Source organism: Paenibacillus sp. FSL E2-0178 (assembly GCF_038593005.1).
GTDB lineage: Bacteria > Bacillota > Bacilli > Paenibacillales > Paenibacillaceae > Paenibacillus_AQ > Paenibacillus_AQ phytohabitans.
Genome location: NZ_CP151953.1, coordinates 4,227,118 through 4,244,428, shown reverse-complemented (window position 1 = coordinate 4,244,428; position 17,311 = coordinate 4,227,118). Strand labels below are relative to the sequence as shown.

General features: G+C 52.3%; 16 protein-coding genes and 1 riboswitch. Of the genes, 5 read left to right on the top strand and 11 right to left on the bottom strand.

The genetic code is table 11. The features are described from left to right. The first annotated feature begins 366 nt into the window (after positions 1 to 366). Positions 367 to 451: riboswitch (cyclic di-GMP riboswitch) on the top strand. 28 nt (positions 452 to 479) lie between these two features. Continuing rightward, on the top strand, positions 480 to 629 hold the full coding sequence (locus tag MHI42_RS18415) for an anti-repressor SinI family protein (RefSeq protein ID WP_083442555.1): 150 nt from the start codon (positions 480 to 482) through the stop codon (positions 627 to 629). A gap of 150 nt (positions 630 to 779) precedes the next feature. On the opposite strand, the gene MHI42_RS18410 is transcribed toward MHI42_RS18415, so the two are convergent. The 10 genes from MHI42_RS18410 to MHI42_RS18365 all read right to left on the bottom strand — a co-directional run bounded on the left by MHI42_RS18410 (position 780) and on the right by MHI42_RS18365 (position 10,377). Then, positions 780 to 1,112, bottom strand: coding sequence for a helix-turn-helix domain-containing protein (locus MHI42_RS18410; RefSeq protein ID WP_039299636.1), 333 nt, complete (start codon positions 1,110 to 1,112; stop codon positions 780 to 782). 172 nt (positions 1,113 to 1,284) lie between these two features. Continuing rightward, positions 1,285 to 1,875 (bottom strand): TasA family protein, encoded by a 591-nt coding sequence (locus tag MHI42_RS18405; protein WP_039299460.1) that lies wholly within the window; start codon positions 1,873 to 1,875, stop codon positions 1,285 to 1,287. A 69-nt stretch (positions 1,876 to 1,944) separates the two neighbouring features. Then, on the bottom strand, positions 1,945 to 2,541 hold the full coding sequence (locus MHI42_RS18400; protein ID WP_342420284.1) for a TasA family protein: 597 nt from the start codon (positions 2,539 to 2,541) through the stop codon (positions 1,945 to 1,947). Positions 2,542 to 2,639: 98 nt separating this feature from the next. Further along, a complete protein-coding gene (locus tag MHI42_RS18395) occupies positions 2,640 to 3,236 on the bottom strand; it encodes a signal peptidase I (RefSeq protein ID WP_039299468.1) in 597 nt (198 codons plus the stop codon). A gap of 1 nt (position 3,237) precedes the next feature. Further along, a complete protein-coding gene (locus tag MHI42_RS18390) occupies positions 3,238 to 4,401 on the bottom strand; it encodes a hypothetical protein (RefSeq protein WP_342420283.1) in 1,164 nt (387 codons plus the stop codon). Positions 4,402 to 4,777: 376 nt separating this feature from the next. Further along, entirely contained in the window at positions 4,778 to 5,755 is a 978-nt protein-coding gene (locus MHI42_RS18385; protein WP_342420282.1) for an aldo/keto reductase, read from the bottom strand. 55 nt (positions 5,756 to 5,810) lie between these two features. Beyond that, on the bottom strand, positions 5,811 to 6,029 hold the full coding sequence (locus MHI42_RS18380; protein WP_171720306.1) for a hypothetical protein: 219 nt from the start codon (positions 6,027 to 6,029) through the stop codon (positions 5,811 to 5,813). Positions 6,030 to 6,265: 236 nt separating this feature from the next. After that, positions 6,266 to 6,826 carry a PadR family transcriptional regulator gene (locus MHI42_RS18375; RefSeq protein WP_342420281.1) on the bottom strand — a complete coding sequence of 187 codons (561 nt, stop codon included), beginning with the start codon at positions 6,824 to 6,826 and terminating at the stop codon, positions 6,266 to 6,268. A 5-nt stretch (positions 6,827 to 6,831) separates the two neighbouring features. Then, positions 6,832 to 8,358, bottom strand: coding sequence for an MDR family MFS transporter (locus MHI42_RS18370; protein WP_342420280.1), 1,527 nt, complete (start codon positions 8,356 to 8,358; stop codon positions 6,832 to 6,834). A gap of 201 nt (positions 8,359 to 8,559) precedes the next feature. After that, on the bottom strand, positions 8,560 to 10,377 hold the full coding sequence (locus MHI42_RS18365) for a diguanylate cyclase (protein ID WP_342424763.1): 1,818 nt from the start codon (positions 10,375 to 10,377) through the stop codon (positions 8,560 to 8,562). 208 nt (positions 10,378 to 10,585) lie between these two features. Here MHI42_RS18365 and MHI42_RS18360 point away from each other — a divergent pair, with 208 nt between their 5' ends. From MHI42_RS18360 to MHI42_RS18350, 3 genes are all read left to right on the top strand, one after another. Next, positions 10,586 to 10,933 carry a metal-sensitive transcriptional regulator gene (locus MHI42_RS18360; protein ID WP_342420279.1) on the top strand — a complete coding sequence of 116 codons (348 nt, stop codon included), beginning with the start codon at positions 10,586 to 10,588 and terminating at the stop codon, positions 10,931 to 10,933. A gap of 359 nt (positions 10,934 to 11,292) precedes the next feature. Continuing rightward, complete coding sequence (locus tag MHI42_RS18355) at positions 11,293 to 11,493, top strand: copper ion binding protein (protein WP_039299488.1); 201 nt, start codon at positions 11,293 to 11,295, stop codon at positions 11,491 to 11,493. Between the two features lie 120 nt (positions 11,494 to 11,613). Then, positions 11,614 to 14,067 carry a heavy metal translocating P-type ATPase gene (locus MHI42_RS18350; RefSeq protein ID WP_342420278.1) on the top strand — a complete coding sequence of 818 codons (2,454 nt, stop codon included), beginning with the start codon at positions 11,614 to 11,616 and terminating at the stop codon, positions 14,065 to 14,067. Positions 14,068 to 14,808: 741 nt separating this feature from the next. Here the strand turns inward: MHI42_RS18350 and MHI42_RS18345 are convergent. Next, complete coding sequence (locus tag MHI42_RS18345) at positions 14,809 to 15,753, bottom strand: DMT family transporter (RefSeq protein WP_342420277.1); 945 nt, start codon at positions 15,751 to 15,753, stop codon at positions 14,809 to 14,811. 207 nt (positions 15,754 to 15,960) lie between these two features. Between MHI42_RS18345 and MHI42_RS18340 the strand changes: the two genes are divergently transcribed. Then, a complete protein-coding gene (locus MHI42_RS18340) occupies positions 15,961 to 17,304 on the top strand; it encodes a PLP-dependent aminotransferase family protein (protein ID WP_342420276.1) in 1,344 nt (447 codons plus the stop codon). The last annotated feature ends 7 nt before the right edge of the window (positions 17,305 to 17,311 follow it).

The following is a 17,311-nucleotide window of genomic DNA, read 5'->3' as shown; positions in this document are numbered from 1 at the left end:
ACGGTATGATTCAGCAGGGAATTCATACGGAACAATCATAAATTTTCCGGGTGAAGCCGGAGGGATAAAATATCGTTAAAATCCATAAAAAATTAAGGAATTAGGTGGTTGTAAATCATGGAAATGGGTAATTACTTCTATATTGTGTTACGGGATAAATATCTATTAGTATATTTAAACTAATTTGGACCGATTGAAGATGAATTGGAATTATTTATACAAGCCATTGGCAATTTTAGCTAAGGGTCCTCACGATTTAACATAAAAAAATTCCAGAAAACGACACACTTTTCATGTAAGATCTTGTATAATGTTATTGCGGAGAACGGTTTCATCGATTCTTTCCAGATCCTTTCATGTAAAGGGTCCAGTAAAGGGTAAACCTGCCGAAAGACAGGGGCACAAAGTCTCGGATCTAAAGTAGAAATACTATGATGGCCGGACTGCCTGGGGACGCGAAAATTCTAGGAGGAGATTTCTTGGATAAGTCCAACCAGGGGAATGACGAACTGCAGGCAGTTGATCTGGATTTAGAATGGGTGCATTTGCTAATGTCTGCTAAGCAGGCTGGCATCCAGGCAGACGAGATTCGGCGTTTTTTTACTGAAAAAGCACTCCAGGCGATGTAGGGCATTCAGCATTGTACGGATACATACAGAACAAGGCACAGCGGTGTACACGCTGTGCCTTGTTCTGTTGGAATTTACATGTTGTTTCGGGGTCCCCGCAAAGTGCCTGAGTAATCATCGAAGCTGCTGCCTCACTTTGTGGGGGGTATTTCAGTTATCCTTTTGCTCCAGCCGCCATTTCTGATAATCGAGAAATTCCTTGAATTCACGTTTGCTTATACCAGAGGCCATCGCATCCTGTACCAGCCTGAACCATTCTCCATCGAGAGCCGGTTCTGCAGTCTCTGCAATTCCGCCATACAGTAATACGTGAATCGATACTTGAAGTGCATCGGCAATTTTTTCGATAAATTGAATGGAGGGGTTGGATTGGATATTCCGTTCGACATTACTTAAGTATGATTTCGCCACGTCAGCCTTATCCGCAAGCTCGGATAAAGAATAACCCTTCTCCAGACGGAGCCTATGGATGCGGCTTCCCATGTTATCTGACACGATTACAACGCCCTCCGTACTTTTTGTTATCAGTATAACAAAAATTCGCAAAACGGACAAAAACCCTTGTTCCTGCCAGAAGCTGGCGGGGAGAGACAAAACGGCATATCCAGCCCGGATGAGGGAGGATATGCCGTTTTGTGTATATAGTTTGATGGCCTTATTTGGCTTCTCCCAAACCTTGCGTAGCATTGAATGTCCAGTTCAGCGCCAAGCCGTCACCCTGGAAGATATTCTGATCCTGGGTATTGTCAACGAATTCGAAAGCAATCTTGAAGGTTTTGGTTTGGGTAGCGGCGATGCCTCCCGGCAGTACACCCGCCGTTACGAGATCATAGCTGGAAGTGTTCTTCAGGTCCTTCAGGGAGATCTCGGACAGCACATGGCCGGCAAGCGGACCGCTGGTGTAAGAGCTGTCGAGAAGTTTGATTTTGAAGTGATCTCCAAGATCCTGGCCGGCATTATCGCCCTTCGCATCAGTTATAGTGTAGCTGGTGGCCAGCGTTAGGAGTTTGATATCCAGGGTGCCGTCATTGGACAAGGTGAACGTGCGTACGGTGTAATCACCCGGTTTCAGGTTGGTCAGGGCAACAGGGGTATTGAAGGAAGAGCCGAGCTTCAGTGTGCCTGCCGCGAAGGTTGCCGTGCTGGTTGCTGTGGAGCTGAAGTAAGCGAAGGTGCCCCCTCCGATTAAAGACAATCCCAGTGCTGCCGATGCAACGCCAAGACCCAGTGTTTTTTTGATACCCATAATTAATTTCCTCCTCGAGTATATTATGTTTTTTTAAGATCGGTGATCAGGAATGCATATACAGATAGATTATTTGAGGGCGCCTTTTTCCTGGTTGGCTTCGAAGTTCAGGGTCAGGGCCAGCGTATCGCCTTGATAGTAGTTTTGCGGCTGGAAGGTTTCCTTGAAGGCAAACTGTACGCTCAGGTTATCTGAAGTACCTGCTTTGATGCCCCCGTTCTCTACACCAAAGATCCCGCCGAGAATTCCCTTGGCTACAAGATCCGGACTTTGCTGCTCAAGGTCGGCCAGTGAAATGACCAGGACAGGTGATGTTACCTTATCCTTGTTAACAAGGAAGGTCACAATAATATCGTCTTTGAGATTATGGGCGCCGTTATCCCCCTGGGCATCTGTAATGACAGATGAGGTGCGCAGAACAACTTTGGGAATATTGAGCGTTCCGTCATTTTTCAATTTAAAATCTCTTAGAATCGTATCCCCCGGCTTAAGATTGCTGAGATTGACAATAACGGAGGGGTCTGAATTAAGTAATAAAGTACCGTTGTTAAAAGAAGCGGAAGTGGTGGAGGTACTGCTGAAGTAAGCGAAGGTTCCTCCGCCCACCAGGGTTAATCCGAGTGCTGCCGATACAACGCCGAGACCTAATGTTTTTTTAACGTTCATTTGTTCATCCCTCTCTCATCGTTCTTTTTGGTCTTTACCTGTCTTCGGGGAAAATTTATTGTTGCTCCGCGTTTCGTAAACGGGAGAGGACAATCGGTTTATTGCACAATGTCTGGAAGGGTATCCGGTCCGCCGGTCACCGCTGGCCCTGCATTCTTCTTCTCCAGTGCCGCTACGGCTTTCCAGGAGGAATACAGTGCGTAGAGGAGCAGGAGCAGCCCGGGGATAATCATCAGCATTACGCTTCCGGCTTTGGAGACCGCAAAATTCATGGCATATCCTACATAAGGGACGGTGACGCCGGTATATTGGCCTACCACATTTGTTGAGCTGACCGCTGAGGTATCGGCTGCATCGTTATTGTCCCCTTTGGTGGTATAGCTGGCCTCGCCTATGGCACTGTTTATTGAAGCATCGACCACACGGTGTGTAATCAGGAGGTTATCGGGATTCATGAAAGTAATCACATCGCCTTTTTGAAAACGGGTCATATCCCCGCCCGGCTTAATCGCTACTATAGATCCGGTCTGGATGCCCGGCTCCATGGAACCGGATAACACCGTCTTGATCTGATAGCCGAAGAAGGAAGGTTCGCCTCCGGAGGCTTTAGAGATGACTACTGCGGTTACCAGCACCAGAAAAATCATAAATATCAGTGTGGACAATGTGGTGCTGACTATCTTTTTAATGCGCATATTATTCCCCGCCTTTGCTGGTATCCGATTGTGGATCAGGTGTAGCTGTAGCTGTAGCTGTAGCTGTTGGCTGCGCGGTATCTGTAACGCTATCCGGGAGCTCCCCAGGTGAGTCTGCCGCTGGAGTCGCCTCCGGAAGATTGGCTTCCGGTGCCGGTGTGGCAGGCGGAGCGGTAACCTCTGTATCTGGTGAGGGTGCAGGAGCCGGCTTTTCTCCCTCAGGAGCTTCTATAGCAGGTTCTTCGATGGTCTTATCTTCTCCAGGAATCTCCGCTGCGGGCGGATTATTCTTGGTTTGATCGTTCTCCTGTTTCTGCTTCTCCAGTGCCAGCCGTTCCGCTTCCTCAGCCTTGGCCTTCTCCTCCAGCACCGCCTTCGCCTCAGCAATGTGTACCTGCTGTTCCTGAAGCGTGGTGATTGTGGACGATAGGTTGTCTCTGGAGGCTGTTAATTCTGCACTTAACTGATCATAGCTTGACTGTAAGGCGGGAGATACATTGGGGTCTGCATTGTCATTGTAAGCTCTGGCCATGAGTGAGAAAATCGGTTCCTCGGCAGGGAAGCCGAAGCTTTCTTGCCGGAGAAGCACCCGGTCAGGATTACCGGTCGGCAGCGAGCCGCCGAAATCATGAATCGTATTCAGATAATGCACAATGCCCGTTAATGTATCCGTCAGGGATTCCGACAGCACCCCGCTTTGATGGAGACCTTCCTGCAGCTGTTCGAAGAACCGGGCGTCACGGATTTCCAGGCAATTGGGTTCGAGATTAACCATATATCCTCCGAGTTGATGCAGAATGGCTGCTGCACTGCCAATTTCCTGCAGAATTTGCTGCCAGATACCTGCATTGAAGCTCAGCTGTGTATCCAGTGCGCTAACTGTATCGCTTGCCAGCCGGATTTGTTCCGAGATCTCACTGGAGACCTGATCCAGTTCCTCCGCTGACAGTTCTTCAGAGATTGGGGGAGTGTTATAGTTCCCGCTCGTATTGTGGCTGCCAAGAGAAGATTTCAGTTCGATAATTGTGCGGACATGTCCGCTGAACTCAGACAGCAGCTGTTCAATCTGACCCGGAAATACGGAGCAGAGCCCGATAGAGGTGTTCTGTTCCTGGGAAGTGTTATACTCTCCGTAAGTACTGCCAATCTGATTGGATGTATACATTATAAGGACAGATACAGCCACACCGGATTGCAGGATCCGAAGACCGAGTTTCGTGTAATTCTTTTTACGCCGTTTGGCGGATCTGGGGTACAAAGGTAGGCCCCCTCTCATGGCTTACTGTTTGGTATTCGTTATATTCGTTCTTTATTAAGAACGTCTTCGTAATGAAATCATACACTGCGCACCCGGGAAAAGAAAAATGTCAATTTCAGCGAATTGTTCGCAATAAAGCACGAATGCATCTGATTATCTTTAATTATCTTAATATATCGCTGTTTTTCACAAATGTTCTTTATTGAGAACGAAAAAAGGTTATGCTATCCGCACAACAAATACGGATGGCATAACCTTTTCCTTTTGTAGTGAAGCCCGCTCCTTAAGGAAGCTTCTCTCCGCGTGAGCTGACGTACAGCTCGTACCATTCCTTGCGGGAGAGCTCAATCTTATCCGCTCCTCCGCAGGCTGCGATGCGCAGCGGATTGACGGTGCCGATTACAGGCTGGATGGCTGCAGGATGCGTCATCAGCCAGGCCAGGACGATGGCCTCAGGTGTTGTATTCTTCTCATCGGCGAGCGCCTGTACTCTGGCCGCTGTATTCACCACGTTCTCCGGCTGTCCTTCAAGTGGACGTCCGCTGAACAGCCCCTGGGCCAGCGGGCCCCAGGCTTGAAGCTGGATGTTCCCCGCGCGGCAATACTCTATTGTACCCTCAGGAAACGTGAGGTCTTTCCACTGTTCCCGGTTCACACTGAGTACGGCATCGACCCAGCTGATTTTGGCCAGGCTCATATGCAGCTGATTGACGATGAAGGGCTCGTCACAATAGGTCTCCAGCAGTTTGATCTGGGCAGCACTCATATTGGAGACACCGAAGTGGCGCACCTTGCCGGCTGCCTTAAGCTGGCGCAGTGCTTCGGCGACTTCCTCGGGGTCCATCAGCGGGTCGGGGCGGTGCAGCAGCAGAATATCAATATACTCTGTGCCCAGCCGGGAGAGTGTTCCGTCTACACTGGACAGAATATGCTCCTTGGAGAAGTCGAACATATTGGTGATATCCCCCGGCTCCATCAGCCTGATGCCGCATTTCGACTGCAGGATGATCTCATCACGCAGACCCGGACGCTCCCTGAAGATCTGTCCGAACACCTTCTCCGCCTTGCCCCGGGTATAGATATCCGCATGGTCAAAAAAATTGATGCCGATCGACAGCGCCGCATCCAGCGCCTCATGCCCCTGCTTAATGTTCTCCGCTGTAACCGGTTCATGGTCCCAGCCTCCGCCAAGCCCCATACAGCCCAGCGCAATGCGGCTGGCAGGAATTCCGCGTTTGTTAAGTGGCAACGCTTTCAGCAATTGTATCCCTCCATAAGCTATAGCTTTTGAATGCTCTAAGATTAAGTGTACACCTTTAGAATCCGGTATGGTATTTTTTGTCGCTGGAGGAGCGGTGTTTCGTGCCTTCCTTATCCTTCTCCTCCTGCTTCTCGAGTGTCAGATCCTCGACCGGAATCGGATCTACATTCTGTTCCCTGTCATCAAGGTCAAATAAGCTTGGCTTGTCGGTCGGGTATTGCTCAGGGTGGTCGCGTTCGTCTCTTATCGGCTTCTTATCGTCACTATGGCTCATCTTAAGTTCACTTCCCTTTCGGAATATTTGCCGGACAAGGATGGGGAATGTGCTAGAGAATTCTCCTGAGCCTTGCCGGCAGTTTGCTCCCTAATAAACACAATTCGGGCTAATTAAACACAGGGACCTGTGATAAACCGCTGGTTCCTGTGTGAACAGGCTTTGGACATGAAATGGAGGACTGCCCCGGCTGCCTGTAACGGCGGCGGAACAATCCTCCTGAAATTCTATACTTATTAAGGAATAATCGGGCTGCCTTTGTCACTCAGCCTGCGGGCCACAACATCCTCATGGAGCCGCTTCAGCCATTTCAGCTCGGTCAGACAGTGCTCGTACCGGCCGTACATCAGATGCAGTGCCGAACGGGGAACTATGGAGATATGCTCCTCATACACCTGATAAGCGAAGTTCACCTGGTGCTCTGTCTCGCGGATACGTTCCTCCAGCAGCCGTTCCAGCTTCTCCTGATCAATGTAGCGGGAGAGGGCCAGGGCCATGTACAGCGGATGATGCAGCTGATCGCTTTTCTTGATCTGCTGCAGAATGAGCTGTTCCATCAATTCCTTGCCTTTATCGGTAATCCGGTAGATCGTTTTATCCGGCCGGTCCGTGCTGCGGATAACCTCTACAGCTTCAATATGGCTGCCCTCGGCCAGCTTGTCGACTGCATAATACAAGGACCCCATCTGCAGCTTAATGAACTGGTCCATCGTGCGTTCCTTCATGACCAGTGTAATCTCATAAGGATGCATATCCCGTTCCAGCAGCAGCCCCAGAATCAGCAGCTTCATGGACATGATGCTTACCTCTGCCCGGAAGCTGGAGCAGGCTGGGATTCCTTAGGCTGAATAGCCAGACGGTCTTTGGGCATCAGCAGAACAAAGACAACGGCAAGCACCGCAGGGACGATAGCCCACATGAAGGTATGAGCGATCGATGTAGACAGTGAATTCGTAATCTTGTCCAGTACCGGTGCCGGAATCTGTGCACGGGCCTCAGGGGTCAGAGCAGAACGCGGATCACCGAAGGAAGAGGCCTGGCCACCGTCTCCGAAGGCCGTGCTAAGCTCTGAAGTGAAGCTGTTGCGCTGGATAATACCGAAGATGGTAATCCCCAGCGTCATCCCGAGCGAGCGCAGGAAGGTGCTGGTGGAGGTAGCTGAACCGCGCTGGCGCATATCGAAATGGTGAATGGACGACATGCTGAGTACGGAGAAGGAGAACCCGACCCCGAAACCGGTCAGTGCCATGAACGCATTCAGCAGCAGACGGGAAGTATCCGGTGTCAGTGTGCTGAGTGAGAAGATTCCGGCAACGAAACACACTGCGGACAGCAGCATAATGTTGCGGAAGCTCGTCTTGGTGGTGAGCAGACCGCCGGCTTGGCTGCCGATGACCGTACCGATCATCATCGGCATCAGGATCAGACCGGAGTTGGTGGCGGAGCCGCCGTATACCCCCTGGACATAGATCGGAATGTATACCGTAGCTACGATAAACGCCGAGCCGTAGAACAAGCCGAGCAGACTGCTGGTGGCAAACAGGCGCCCCCGGAACATGTTGAACGAGATGACCGGCTCTGCCGCATTCTGCTCAATGAAGATGAAGGCAATCAGGAATACGGCGAAGCCGGCGAACAGTCCGAGAATCGTTGCTGAATCCCAGGCATACTGATTGCCGCCAAGCTCAAGCGCGAACATCAGGCAGATAATTCCTGCCACCAGCGTGAAGGCGCCGCCCCAGTCAATCCGCTGTTTGGCATGGGAGACGGATTCCTTGTAGGACGTCATAATCAGGAAGAAGGAGACGATACCAATCGGCACATTAATATAGAAAATCCAGTTCCAGCCGACGAAATCAGTGATATAAGCGCCAAGCAGAGGGCCAATTACACTGGAGATCCCGAAGACAGCACCGAATAATCCGGTGAGCTTGCCTCTTTTTTGCGGCGGGAAAATATCAAATACAATCGTGAAGGCAATCGGCATCAGCGCACCGCCGCCAACCCCTTGAATCGCCCGGTAGATACTGAGCTGTGTGATGCTCGCCGCCGTACCGCACAGGGCGGAGCCGATCAGGAACACGATGAGTCCGAAGATGAAGAAGCGCTTGCGCCCGTACATATCGGACAATTTGCCGAAGATGGGGGTTCCGGCCATAACCATGACCATATAAGCGGAGGTTACCCAGACGATTTTATCGAGTCCCCCTAGATCTGAGACGATGGTGCCCATAGCTGAGGCCACAATCGTATTATCCATCGCGGACATCAGAATGCCGAGCAGCAGTCCGGCAACGACGAGCTTAAGATTGCTTTCTTTAGTATGCATTTACAAACTCCTTTACGTTCGTTATTCAAGATGAAATCTTATTATATTCAAATTTGAATAGGGTGGCAATCTTTTTTTCAAAATTAAAGTAAATTGTGGACGCAAATAAGCCGCCCTTGTACAACAAGAACGGCAGGACTTCTATGTATGGTATTCCCTGACGGGCGGAACCTTATTCGCAGCGCGGTTGCACGCTTCTTCCTACATGGCAGCATCGCTTGAACGCAGCTCACGGGCTTCTATGTACCTGATGAACAGCTCGGTCAGCTCCGGGTCAAACTGGCTTCCCGCGCAGGCCCGCAGCTCCACAATCGCTTCCGCGAATGATTTGGTCGGCTGATACGGACGCTCCGTCGTCATGGCATCGAATGAGTCGATAATGGTCAGCATCCGGCATAGCCGGGGAATCTCTTCTCCCTTGAAGCCGTAAGGATATCCTTTGCCGTCATACCGTTCGTGATGCAGCTCGATATAAGGGGCAAGATCCTTGTATTTATTGTTGGTAAGTGCCATCTCTTTGCCCCAGGTGACATGCCATTTGACCATCTCCCATTCCTCCGGCGCGAGCTTATCCTTCTTGTTAAGTATGCCCCAGGGAATCTCCAGCTTGCCGATATCGTGGATCAGTGCGCCGAGCGTGAACTGCCGTTTGGAGAGATTGTCCAGCGCCAGCAGCTCGCTGATGTCCATGGCATAGCGGAATACGCGTTTGGAATGCTTGAAGGTCTCCAGATCCTTGTACATAAAAAGATTAAGCTGCTGCTCAATATCGCGCACATCCTGGCTGAAATCGATGTCACGCTCCAAGAGAGACTGGTTACCGTAGACGTGGACCATGTTCTTGCCTTGTTTTTTGGCATAGTACAACGCCTGATCGGCATGGTCGACCAGCTCTGACTTGAAGTGGACATCCGGCCGGTACCCGGCTACGCCTGCGGAGAAGGCCAGACAGCCCTGCGGGAAGATCTCGCTGCCTTCAAACATAGAATTGTTGAGCGTTTTGCGCAGCTTTTCGATAAATTGCTTGGCCGTTACGGCATCGTAGCCCGGCATCAGCAGGGTGAATTCTTCACCGCCATATCTGGAGACAATAATATCGGTGGACCCGGTTTCCTTCTTCAGCAGGTCAGCCAGAAAAACGATCAGCCCGTCCCCCTTAAGATGGCCGAAGTGATCATTATATTTCTTGAAATCATCAATATCAATCATGGCCAGGGAGAGTGCGCTGCCGCCTGCCTGCGATCTGCGCATTTCCTCTTCGAGCGCCGCTTCGAAATAGCTGTGGTTAAACAGTCCGGTACGCTGATCGCGGTTGGCCCGCTCTTCAATGTCACGGTACATGCTGAACAGCCGTTTGAAGGAATAGGAGATCAGTACACTGAGGCCCAGGAATAAGGCCAGACCTGTAATTCCGTTATAAAAGAGCAGAACGGTCAGCACCAGGGCGAGCACCAGCGTGCACAGATAGGCCAGTACGGCGTCTGTCAGCATTGCTTTAAGTGTATTGTAGAGATTCTCACGGAAAATTATGTAGTAGAAGAAGCCGACAAGCAGCAGGTTCAGGATGAAATAAATGGCCATAGCGCTGAGGTATGCTGCCAGATGGCTGCTGAGAAGCGGTCCCTGCCGGCCCCCGAACCACGAGAAGATAAAGGCTGCGGAAGTGATCATGATACAGTACACGGCGAAATTATTGAGATGCTTCCAGAGTGGAGTGCTTCCCCATTCGATGAATAGCAGTACGATGGAGCAGAGCAGAAGAACCAGGAGAGCGGATGGGGCGCCGAAGATAAAGATACAGGCCAGATAGATGGAAGAATCCAGTGACAGCCCGTTCCCCTGCGGAGGCAGCTGGAAGGTGAAGACGGTGAGCAGGACGGCCGCGCCTGACATGGCGGTAACCCAGCCCCAGTCGGATGTGGAGAGTTGAAGAATTTGCGGTTCCGTTTGATAAATGAACAAGCCCAGCCCGGCGAGGCATATGATAAAGGAGTACAAATAGCTCCTGCGGCGATGCATCTGGCTGATGATTGATTTGAGCACTGCTCCTCCTCCATTCGCGTAGTTGTAGATGTTTTATTCTAGGAGATTCGCGTTTACACCAGGATTCTCCTGCTAAATCATGACAAATCCGCATGGATTACAGGACAAAGGGGGAAAGCTGCGGTGAAGCCTTGACATACCCATGGGGGGTATATTATATTGATACTTGAGGAGGCTGATTCCTGTGTCAACAAATGAGAAGGTACATGCCGGGCATGACTGCGGCGAGGATTGCCATTCTTCTGCATCCGGTGTCCGCAAGAGCCATCATTCCCCGGAATTCAAGAGTGGACTGACCACCCGGCTTAACCGGATTGAGGGACAGATCCGCGGCGTCAAAGGCATGATTGAACGGGATACCTACTGTGATGATGTGCTTAATCAGCTGGCGGCGGTGCAGGCGGCACTGAACAGTGTCGGCAAGCTGCTGCTTGAAGGCCATATGAAGAGCTGCATTATCGAACGGATCGAAGCCGGCGAGCATGAGGTTATCGATGAGCTGCTGATTACGGTGAATAAGCTGATGAAATAGAGATTGGGGCCTGGATAAGCAGAACTCTTAAATTCATGCAAGGATGGCGGGCGTAACTGCGGTGAATGTTTGAACTTTCGGCCGCTGTTGTCCCCGGATTTCTTTGATTTAAACCGCTATTTGCGGTAGAAATCCGTGGACAAAGGCGTACGCATTCGCTCCTACAGTTTCAAAATTCCCCTCCGTTACTTTCATCCCTTGTTTGATTTAATAGTTCAAGTTATCCAGGCTGTGGTGGAGAAGGAAGCAATGAAAAGCTAAGTGCTTGCTATTGAAAACTAAGCACAAGCTTGCAAATCCGGTTTGTTCGGTGAAGAATCAAGGAGCTATGCTCCATAAACTATTAGGAGGGTAATCAAATGTCGAACGTAACATTGAATGTAGAAGGAATGTCTTGTGGTCACTGTGTAAGTGCTGTAGAGAAAGCTGTGAGCGGCGTTGGGGCTGCGGCGAAGGTAGATCTTCCGGCGAAGACGGTAGCGGTTGAATTTGACGAGAACACTGTAAGCCTGGATGCAATCAAGGCAGCTATCGAGGATCAGGGCTACGACGTAGTTTAAGTGAAGGATTGTAATGTAAGGGCTTGGAGCCGGGAACCCTAGAGCAATAGGGCCGGGCGCCAATGCCTTTTCTTTTAAAGATAAATATACCCCTTGGGGGTATAAGGAGGTGCGTGAATCATGGAAAAGAGTGCAGAACCGGTCCAGCAGCAGGCTACGCTGCAGATTACCGGGATGACCTGCTCCGCTTGTGCGGCGCGGATCGAGAAGGGATTGTCCCGCATGGAGGGGGTATCCCGGGCGAATGTCAATCTGGCGCTGGAGCAGGCGACGGTGGGATTTGATCCGAAGGTCGCAGGCGTGCCGCAGATCGAGGAGAAGATTCGTTCGCTCGGCTATGATACGCTGAAGGAATCGGCGGATTTCGATATTACGGGCATGACCTGTGCGGCATGCTCGGCCAGAATTGAGAAGGTGCTGGGACGGATGCCCGGGATTGCCGCAGTGAATGTGAATCTGGCGCTGGAGACAGCACATGTGGAATATTCGCCGGGCAATATCAGTACAGCCGAGATTATGGATAAGGTGAGCAGCATCGGCTACAAGGCGGCGCTGAAGCAGGACCGCAAGGATATCGCCAGCCAGCGCGGGGAGGAAATCACGCACAAACGGAACAAGTGGATCATTTCTGCTATATTGTCGCTGCCGCTGCTCTGGGCCATGGCGGGCCATTTCTCATTCACTTCCTGGATCTGGACACCGGAGCTGCTGATGAATCCCTGGTTCCAGCTGGTGCTGGCGACTCCCGTGCAGTTCCTGATCGGCTGGCAGTTCTATGTCAGTGCCTACAAAGCACTGAAGAACGGCAGTGCCAATATGGATGTGCTGGTGGTGCTGGGCACCTCGGCAGCCTATTTCTACAGCCTGTACCTGACGATTGATTCCCTGAAGATGAGCGGGATGAACCATACCGTGGATATGTATTACGAGACAAGCGCGATTCTGATTACGCTGATTCTTGTAGGCAAATGGTTCGAGGCATTGGCCAAAGGGCGTTCCTCAGACGCGATACGCAGCCTGATGGGGCTGCAGGCCAAGACCGCGCTGGTGCTGCGTGACGGGGTTGAGCTGAGCATTCCCGTGGAGGATGTCGTGATCGGAGATCTCGTGCTGGTGAAGCCGGGAACCAAGGTGCCTGTAGACGGTGAAGTGGTCGAGGGGCTGTCCTCCGTCGATGAATCCATGCTGACTGGCGAGAGTATGCCGGTGGAGAAGAAGCCGGGGGATGCGGTTATAGGAGCCACGCTGAACAAAAACGGTATGCTGCGGATCAAGGCCCGCAAGGTCGGCCGGGATACGGCGCTGGCGCAGATTATTCGAGTGGTGGAAGAGGCGCAGGGCTCGAAGGCGCCGATTCAGCGGATCGCCGATGTGATTTCCGGGATCTTTGTGCCGATTGTCGTCGGGATTGCAGCTGTAACCTTTGTAATCTGGTATATCTGGGGCGCACCCGGGCAGTTCGCCGATGCGCTGGAGAAAGCCATCGCGGTGCTCGTGATCGCCTGCCCGTGTGCACTCGGACTGGCAACACCGACTTCCATAATGGCCGGGTCCGGCCGGGCAGCCGAGTTCGGCATCCTGTTCAAGGGCGGGGAGCATCTGGAAGCTGCACAGGGCATTAAGGTTGTTGTAGTGGATAAGACCGGAACCGTGACCAACGGCAAGCCGGTGCTGACCGACATTGTAACCAGTACTGGCATTGTTGCACAGGGCAAGGTGCTTGCCGAGAACCGGCTGCTGTCGATTACAGCGGCGGCGGAGAAGCTATCGGAGCATCCGCTGGCTGATGCCATTGTAGCGGGCGCGCAGAGCAGAAGCATTGAGCTTCCGCCTGCCGGGCAGTTCGAGGCTGTGCCGGGCCGCGGCGTATCTGCCGTAGTGGCCGGCCAGAAAGTAAGCGTGGGCACACGGCGGATGATGGAGGAGAGCGGCCTTGATATCGGGCCGTGGACAGCGATCATGACCCGGCTTGAGCATGAAGGCAAAACAGCGATGCTGGTAGCTGTTGACGGCGGGATTGCCGGTGTTGTAGCGGTGGCGGATACGATTAAGGAAACCTCGCGCGCTGCGGTATCCAGACTGCACGAGATGGGCATCGAGGTCGTTATGATCACCGGGGACAACAAGATTACGGCTCAGGCCATTGCCGAGCAGGCGGGCATCCGCACGGTGCTGGCAGAGGTGCTGCCGGAAGGCAAGGCAGCCGAGATCCGCAGGCTGCAGAGCGGCGGAGTCAAGGTTGCCATGGTAGGCGATGGCATCAACGATGCGCCAGCACTGGCAACGGCAGACACCGGTATGGCCATCGGCACCGGCACGGATGTGGCGATGGAGGCGGCGGATATTACGCTCATGCGCGGCGATCTGATGAGCATTCCGGATGCCATTCTGATGAGCCGCAAGACGATGCGCAATATCAAGCAGAATTTGTTCTGGGCGCTTGCCTACAATACGATCGGCATACCGGTTGCCGCGCTGGGCTTCCTGGCTCCGTGGCTGGCCGGTGCAGCAATGGCCTTCAGCTCTGTATCCGTTGTGCTGAACGCGCTGCGGCTGCAGCGGGTCAAGCTGTAATGTTCACTGCTTCTGCTGCAGACGGAGCGATCTGGACTTGAGTGCGGATAACCGGCTGAGCGCCGATAACCGAAGAACCGCCGGAGCGTTAATGCCGGCGGTTCTTTGTGTCGCCGCCGAAAGCGGAACAAGGGAGGAAATGAGGGGCACTAGTGCCCTTGATTCCGCCGAAGGCGGACCAAAGGAGGAAATGAGGGGCACTAGTGCCCTTGATTCCGCCGAAAGCGGGCCAAAGGAAGAAATGAGGGGCACTAGTGCCCTTGATTCCGCTGAAGGCGGGCCAAAGGAAGAAATGAGGGGCAATAGTGCCCTTGATTCCGCCGAAAGCGGGCAAAGGAAGAAATGAGGGGCAATAGTGCCCTTGATTCCGCCGAAAGCGGGCCAAAGGGTAATCGGGCCAAATGTATGCGAAAAACCGAATACAATGTGCCTCCGCGAGGGTAATCGGACCAATTGTATGCGAAAAATCGAATACAATGAGCCTCCGCGAAGGTAGCTGGATCCAATATATGCGAAAAACCGAGTACAAAGTGCCTCCGCAAAGGTAACCGGACCCAATGCAATGTGAAAAATCGAATACAATGTGCCTCCGCGAAGGTAATCGGACCAAATGTATGCGAAAAATCGAATACAATGTGCCTCCGCGAAGGTAACCGGACCCAATGTATTCGAAAAAACGAATACAATATGCCTCCCTAGAAGTAGTCTGAATAGAGCAATGTGGAACAGCGCGCTACCTGCTTACACAGACTCGCTCCGGCCGGCAACCTGCACGCCAGGCTTGTTTCGTCCGAGCCGGTTGGTGCCGATTACCCCGGCTATGATCAGAAGCGATCCGATCCAGTGGTACACTGTAATCTCTTCCCCCAGGAAGAATGCTCCGGCTGCAATGGAGACGATGGTTGAGAGATTGGTGAACACGCTCATGAGTGAAGCTTCGATTTTGGACAAGATATAAGTTGAAGTCAGGGTAGTCACCAGCGAGGCTATGACTCCCAAATATACAGCAGACAGGACAAAGGTGCCGCTCCCCAGCGGGCTCAGGAATTCGCTGAAGGTTCCGCTGGCTGCATGTCCGGTGAGCGAAATGATCAGGAAGGTTGCGAAGCCGATCCCCATCATGAGGTAGCTGAGTTCAGCGGGGCTGAAGTGCCTGGAGAGTGACCGGGCCAGCACGCTGTATCCGGCAAACGCGAGACAAGTCAGGAACAACAGCACAATCCCGGTCAGGTTGGACAGCTGAATACTGCTTCCTTTCATGACAAAGATAAACACAACGCCAAATACCGACAGGAAAATACACAGCTTTTGCAGCAGAGAGGTCTTCTCCTTCAAGAAAATAGAAGCGATGATCATCGTCACGACCGGAGTGAACGAATAGAGAATTCCGCCCTCGGCAGAGGTGGCATGCTGGAGTCCGAATACCTGAAGGGTAAAGAATCCCAGCGGATACATCGCTGCCAGCAGCAGTGCTCGGCCAACCGGCTTGCCGCGGTAGGAGATTTTGACCCAGCCGAAGACGACCGGGACCGACATCACAACAAACGAAGCAGCGAAACGGTAGGTTAGTGTATCGAGCGGTCCGGCATGGCCGAGAGCCACTTTGGTGAACAGGAATGAGAATCCGATAATGACCGCATTGAGTACGGCAAAGCTATAAGCGAGCTTGAGTCCTTGCTGCTGCATAGGTACATCTCCTTTGTGTGAGTAAGACTGGATGCTGTAAACATCTTATCTGTTACTTTAAAATTAAAGGGAATTCCGCAGCAGAACAATACCGCCTTTCCGCTACTGTACCGGTACAGTTTGTTGTTTCCTGTATAATAATTGAAGGATAATAGAGGTATCATGAACAGCAGGCCGTGGAATGAAGGCGATGGGAGGCGGGGCAGCGTGAAAAAGTATCATTCGGTTGTATCGGAGATAGAGAAGCGGATGAAGCAAGGACAGTACCGTCCTGGGGAAAAGCTGCCTTCCGTGCGCAGTGCCGCAGCATTCTACGGCTGCAGTGTCAGCACCATTCTACGGGCCTATGGGGAGCTGGAGCGAACACATCTGATCTATTCGATTCCGCAGAGCGGCTATTATATGGTGGAGAAGACGGAAGAACCCGGACCTGCCGGGGGCAGCGGAATAATCGACTTCGCTTCGGCATCGCCCGATCTGAACGTATTTCCGTATCTGGATTTCCAGCATTGCCTTAACAAGGCGATTGACCAGTACAAATACAACCTGTTCACTTACGGGGATGCGCAGGGACTGGATTCGCTGCGCCGCACGCTGGTGTCTCATCTGGCGGAGTATCAGGTTTTTGCCAAGGCAGAGCGGATTATCATTACTTCGGGAATCCAGCAGGCATTGGAGATTCTGGCCAGAATGCCGTTCCCCAGCGGCAGGACGGAGATCCTCGTGGAACAGCCGGGGTATGATATTTATCTGCGGTATTTGGAGGCGGAGGGACTGCCTGTCAGCGGAATCGGCCGCTCCGCAGCCGGCATTAACCTGCGGGAGCTGGAGGAGCGGTTCGCAAGCGGCAGGTTTAAATTGTTCTATACCATGCCCAGGTATCATAATCCGCTCGGGACATCTTACAGCACAGCAGAGCGGCAGGCTATTGCCAGACTGGCCGGCAAATACGATGTGTATATCGTTGAGGATGATTACATGGCTGATCTGGGTGCCGGACGGCAATTTGATCCTGTATACGCGTATGACCAGACTTCACATGTGATTTATTTGAAAAGCTTCTCCAAAATCATCTTCCCCGGCCTCAGGCTGGGGGCGGTTGTGCTGCCGGAGCCGCTGCTGGAGACGTTCCGCGCCTATAAAGGATACACGGACACCTCGCTGTTATCCCAGGCAGCGCTTGAGGTATACATCAAGAACGGCATGTATGAGCACCACAGGCACAAAATAAAAGTGATGTACGCCAAAAGAATCCAGGCGGTGTATGAGGCGCTCCGGCGGTATAATACGGAAGGTTTAATTGAAGCATCCGCGGACAGCTCCGGCGTCTATATGCAATTCAAATTGCCGGTAACCGTGAATCTGGAACGGCTGGTCAAGCGGCTGGGAGAGCGGAAGATCTGCGTCGTATCCGGCAATGGATTCTATTTATCCGATTACCGGACCCGGGACAAGTTTATACGCATCAGTATTTCCCGCGCCGGGCTGGACCAGATTGATGAGGGGATCAGGGGCATAGTCCAGGAGGTGAAGCGGGGGGGCGGATGGTAGCGCGAAG

What these genes read in the sequence shown, in the direction of transcription:
- MHI42_RS18410 (WP_039299636.1), bottom strand. Translation starts at nt 1,112, where the DNA reads ATGGGAAGCCGCATCCATAGGCTCCGTCTGGAGAAGGGTTATTCTTTA.
- MHI42_RS18405 (WP_039299460.1), bottom strand. Translation starts at nt 1,875, where the DNA reads ATGGGTATCAAAAAAACACTGGGTCTTGGCGTTGCATCGGCAGCACTG.
- MHI42_RS18400 (WP_342420284.1), bottom strand. Translation starts at nt 2,541, where the DNA reads ATGAACGTTAAAAAAACATTAGGTCTCGGCGTTGTATCGGCAGCACTC.
- MHI42_RS18395 (WP_039299468.1), bottom strand. Translation starts at nt 3,236, where the DNA reads ATGCGCATTAAAAAGATAGTCAGCACCACATTGTCCACACTGATATTT.
- MHI42_RS18390 (WP_342420283.1), bottom strand. Translation starts at nt 4,401, where the DNA reads ATGTATACATCCAATCAGATTGGCAGTACTTACGGAGAGTATAACACT.
- MHI42_RS18380 (WP_171720306.1), bottom strand. Translation starts at nt 6,029, where the DNA reads ATGAGCCATAGTGACGATAAGAAGCCGATAAGAGACGAACGCGACCAC.
- MHI42_RS18375 (WP_342420281.1), bottom strand. Translation starts at nt 6,826, where the DNA reads ATGTCCATGAAGCTGCTGATTCTGGGGCTGCTGCTGGAACGGGATATG.
- MHI42_RS18370 (WP_342420280.1), bottom strand. Translation starts at nt 8,358, where the DNA reads ATGCATACTAAAGAAAGCAATCTTAAGCTCGTCGTTGCCGGACTGCTG.
- MHI42_RS18365 (WP_342424763.1), bottom strand. Translation starts at nt 10,377, where the DNA reads ATGCATCGCCGCAGGAGCTATTTGTACTCCTTTATCATATGCCTCGCC.
- MHI42_RS18355 (WP_039299488.1), top strand. Translation starts at nt 11,293, where the DNA reads ATGTCGAACGTAACATTGAATGTAGAAGGAATGTCTTGTGGTCACTGT.
- MHI42_RS18350 (WP_342420278.1), top strand. Translation starts at nt 11,614, where the DNA reads ATGGAAAAGAGTGCAGAACCGGTCCAGCAGCAGGCTACGCTGCAGATT.
- MHI42_RS18345 (WP_342420277.1), bottom strand. Translation starts at nt 15,753, where the DNA reads ATGCAGCAGCAAGGACTCAAGCTCGCTTATAGCTTTGCCGTACTCAAT.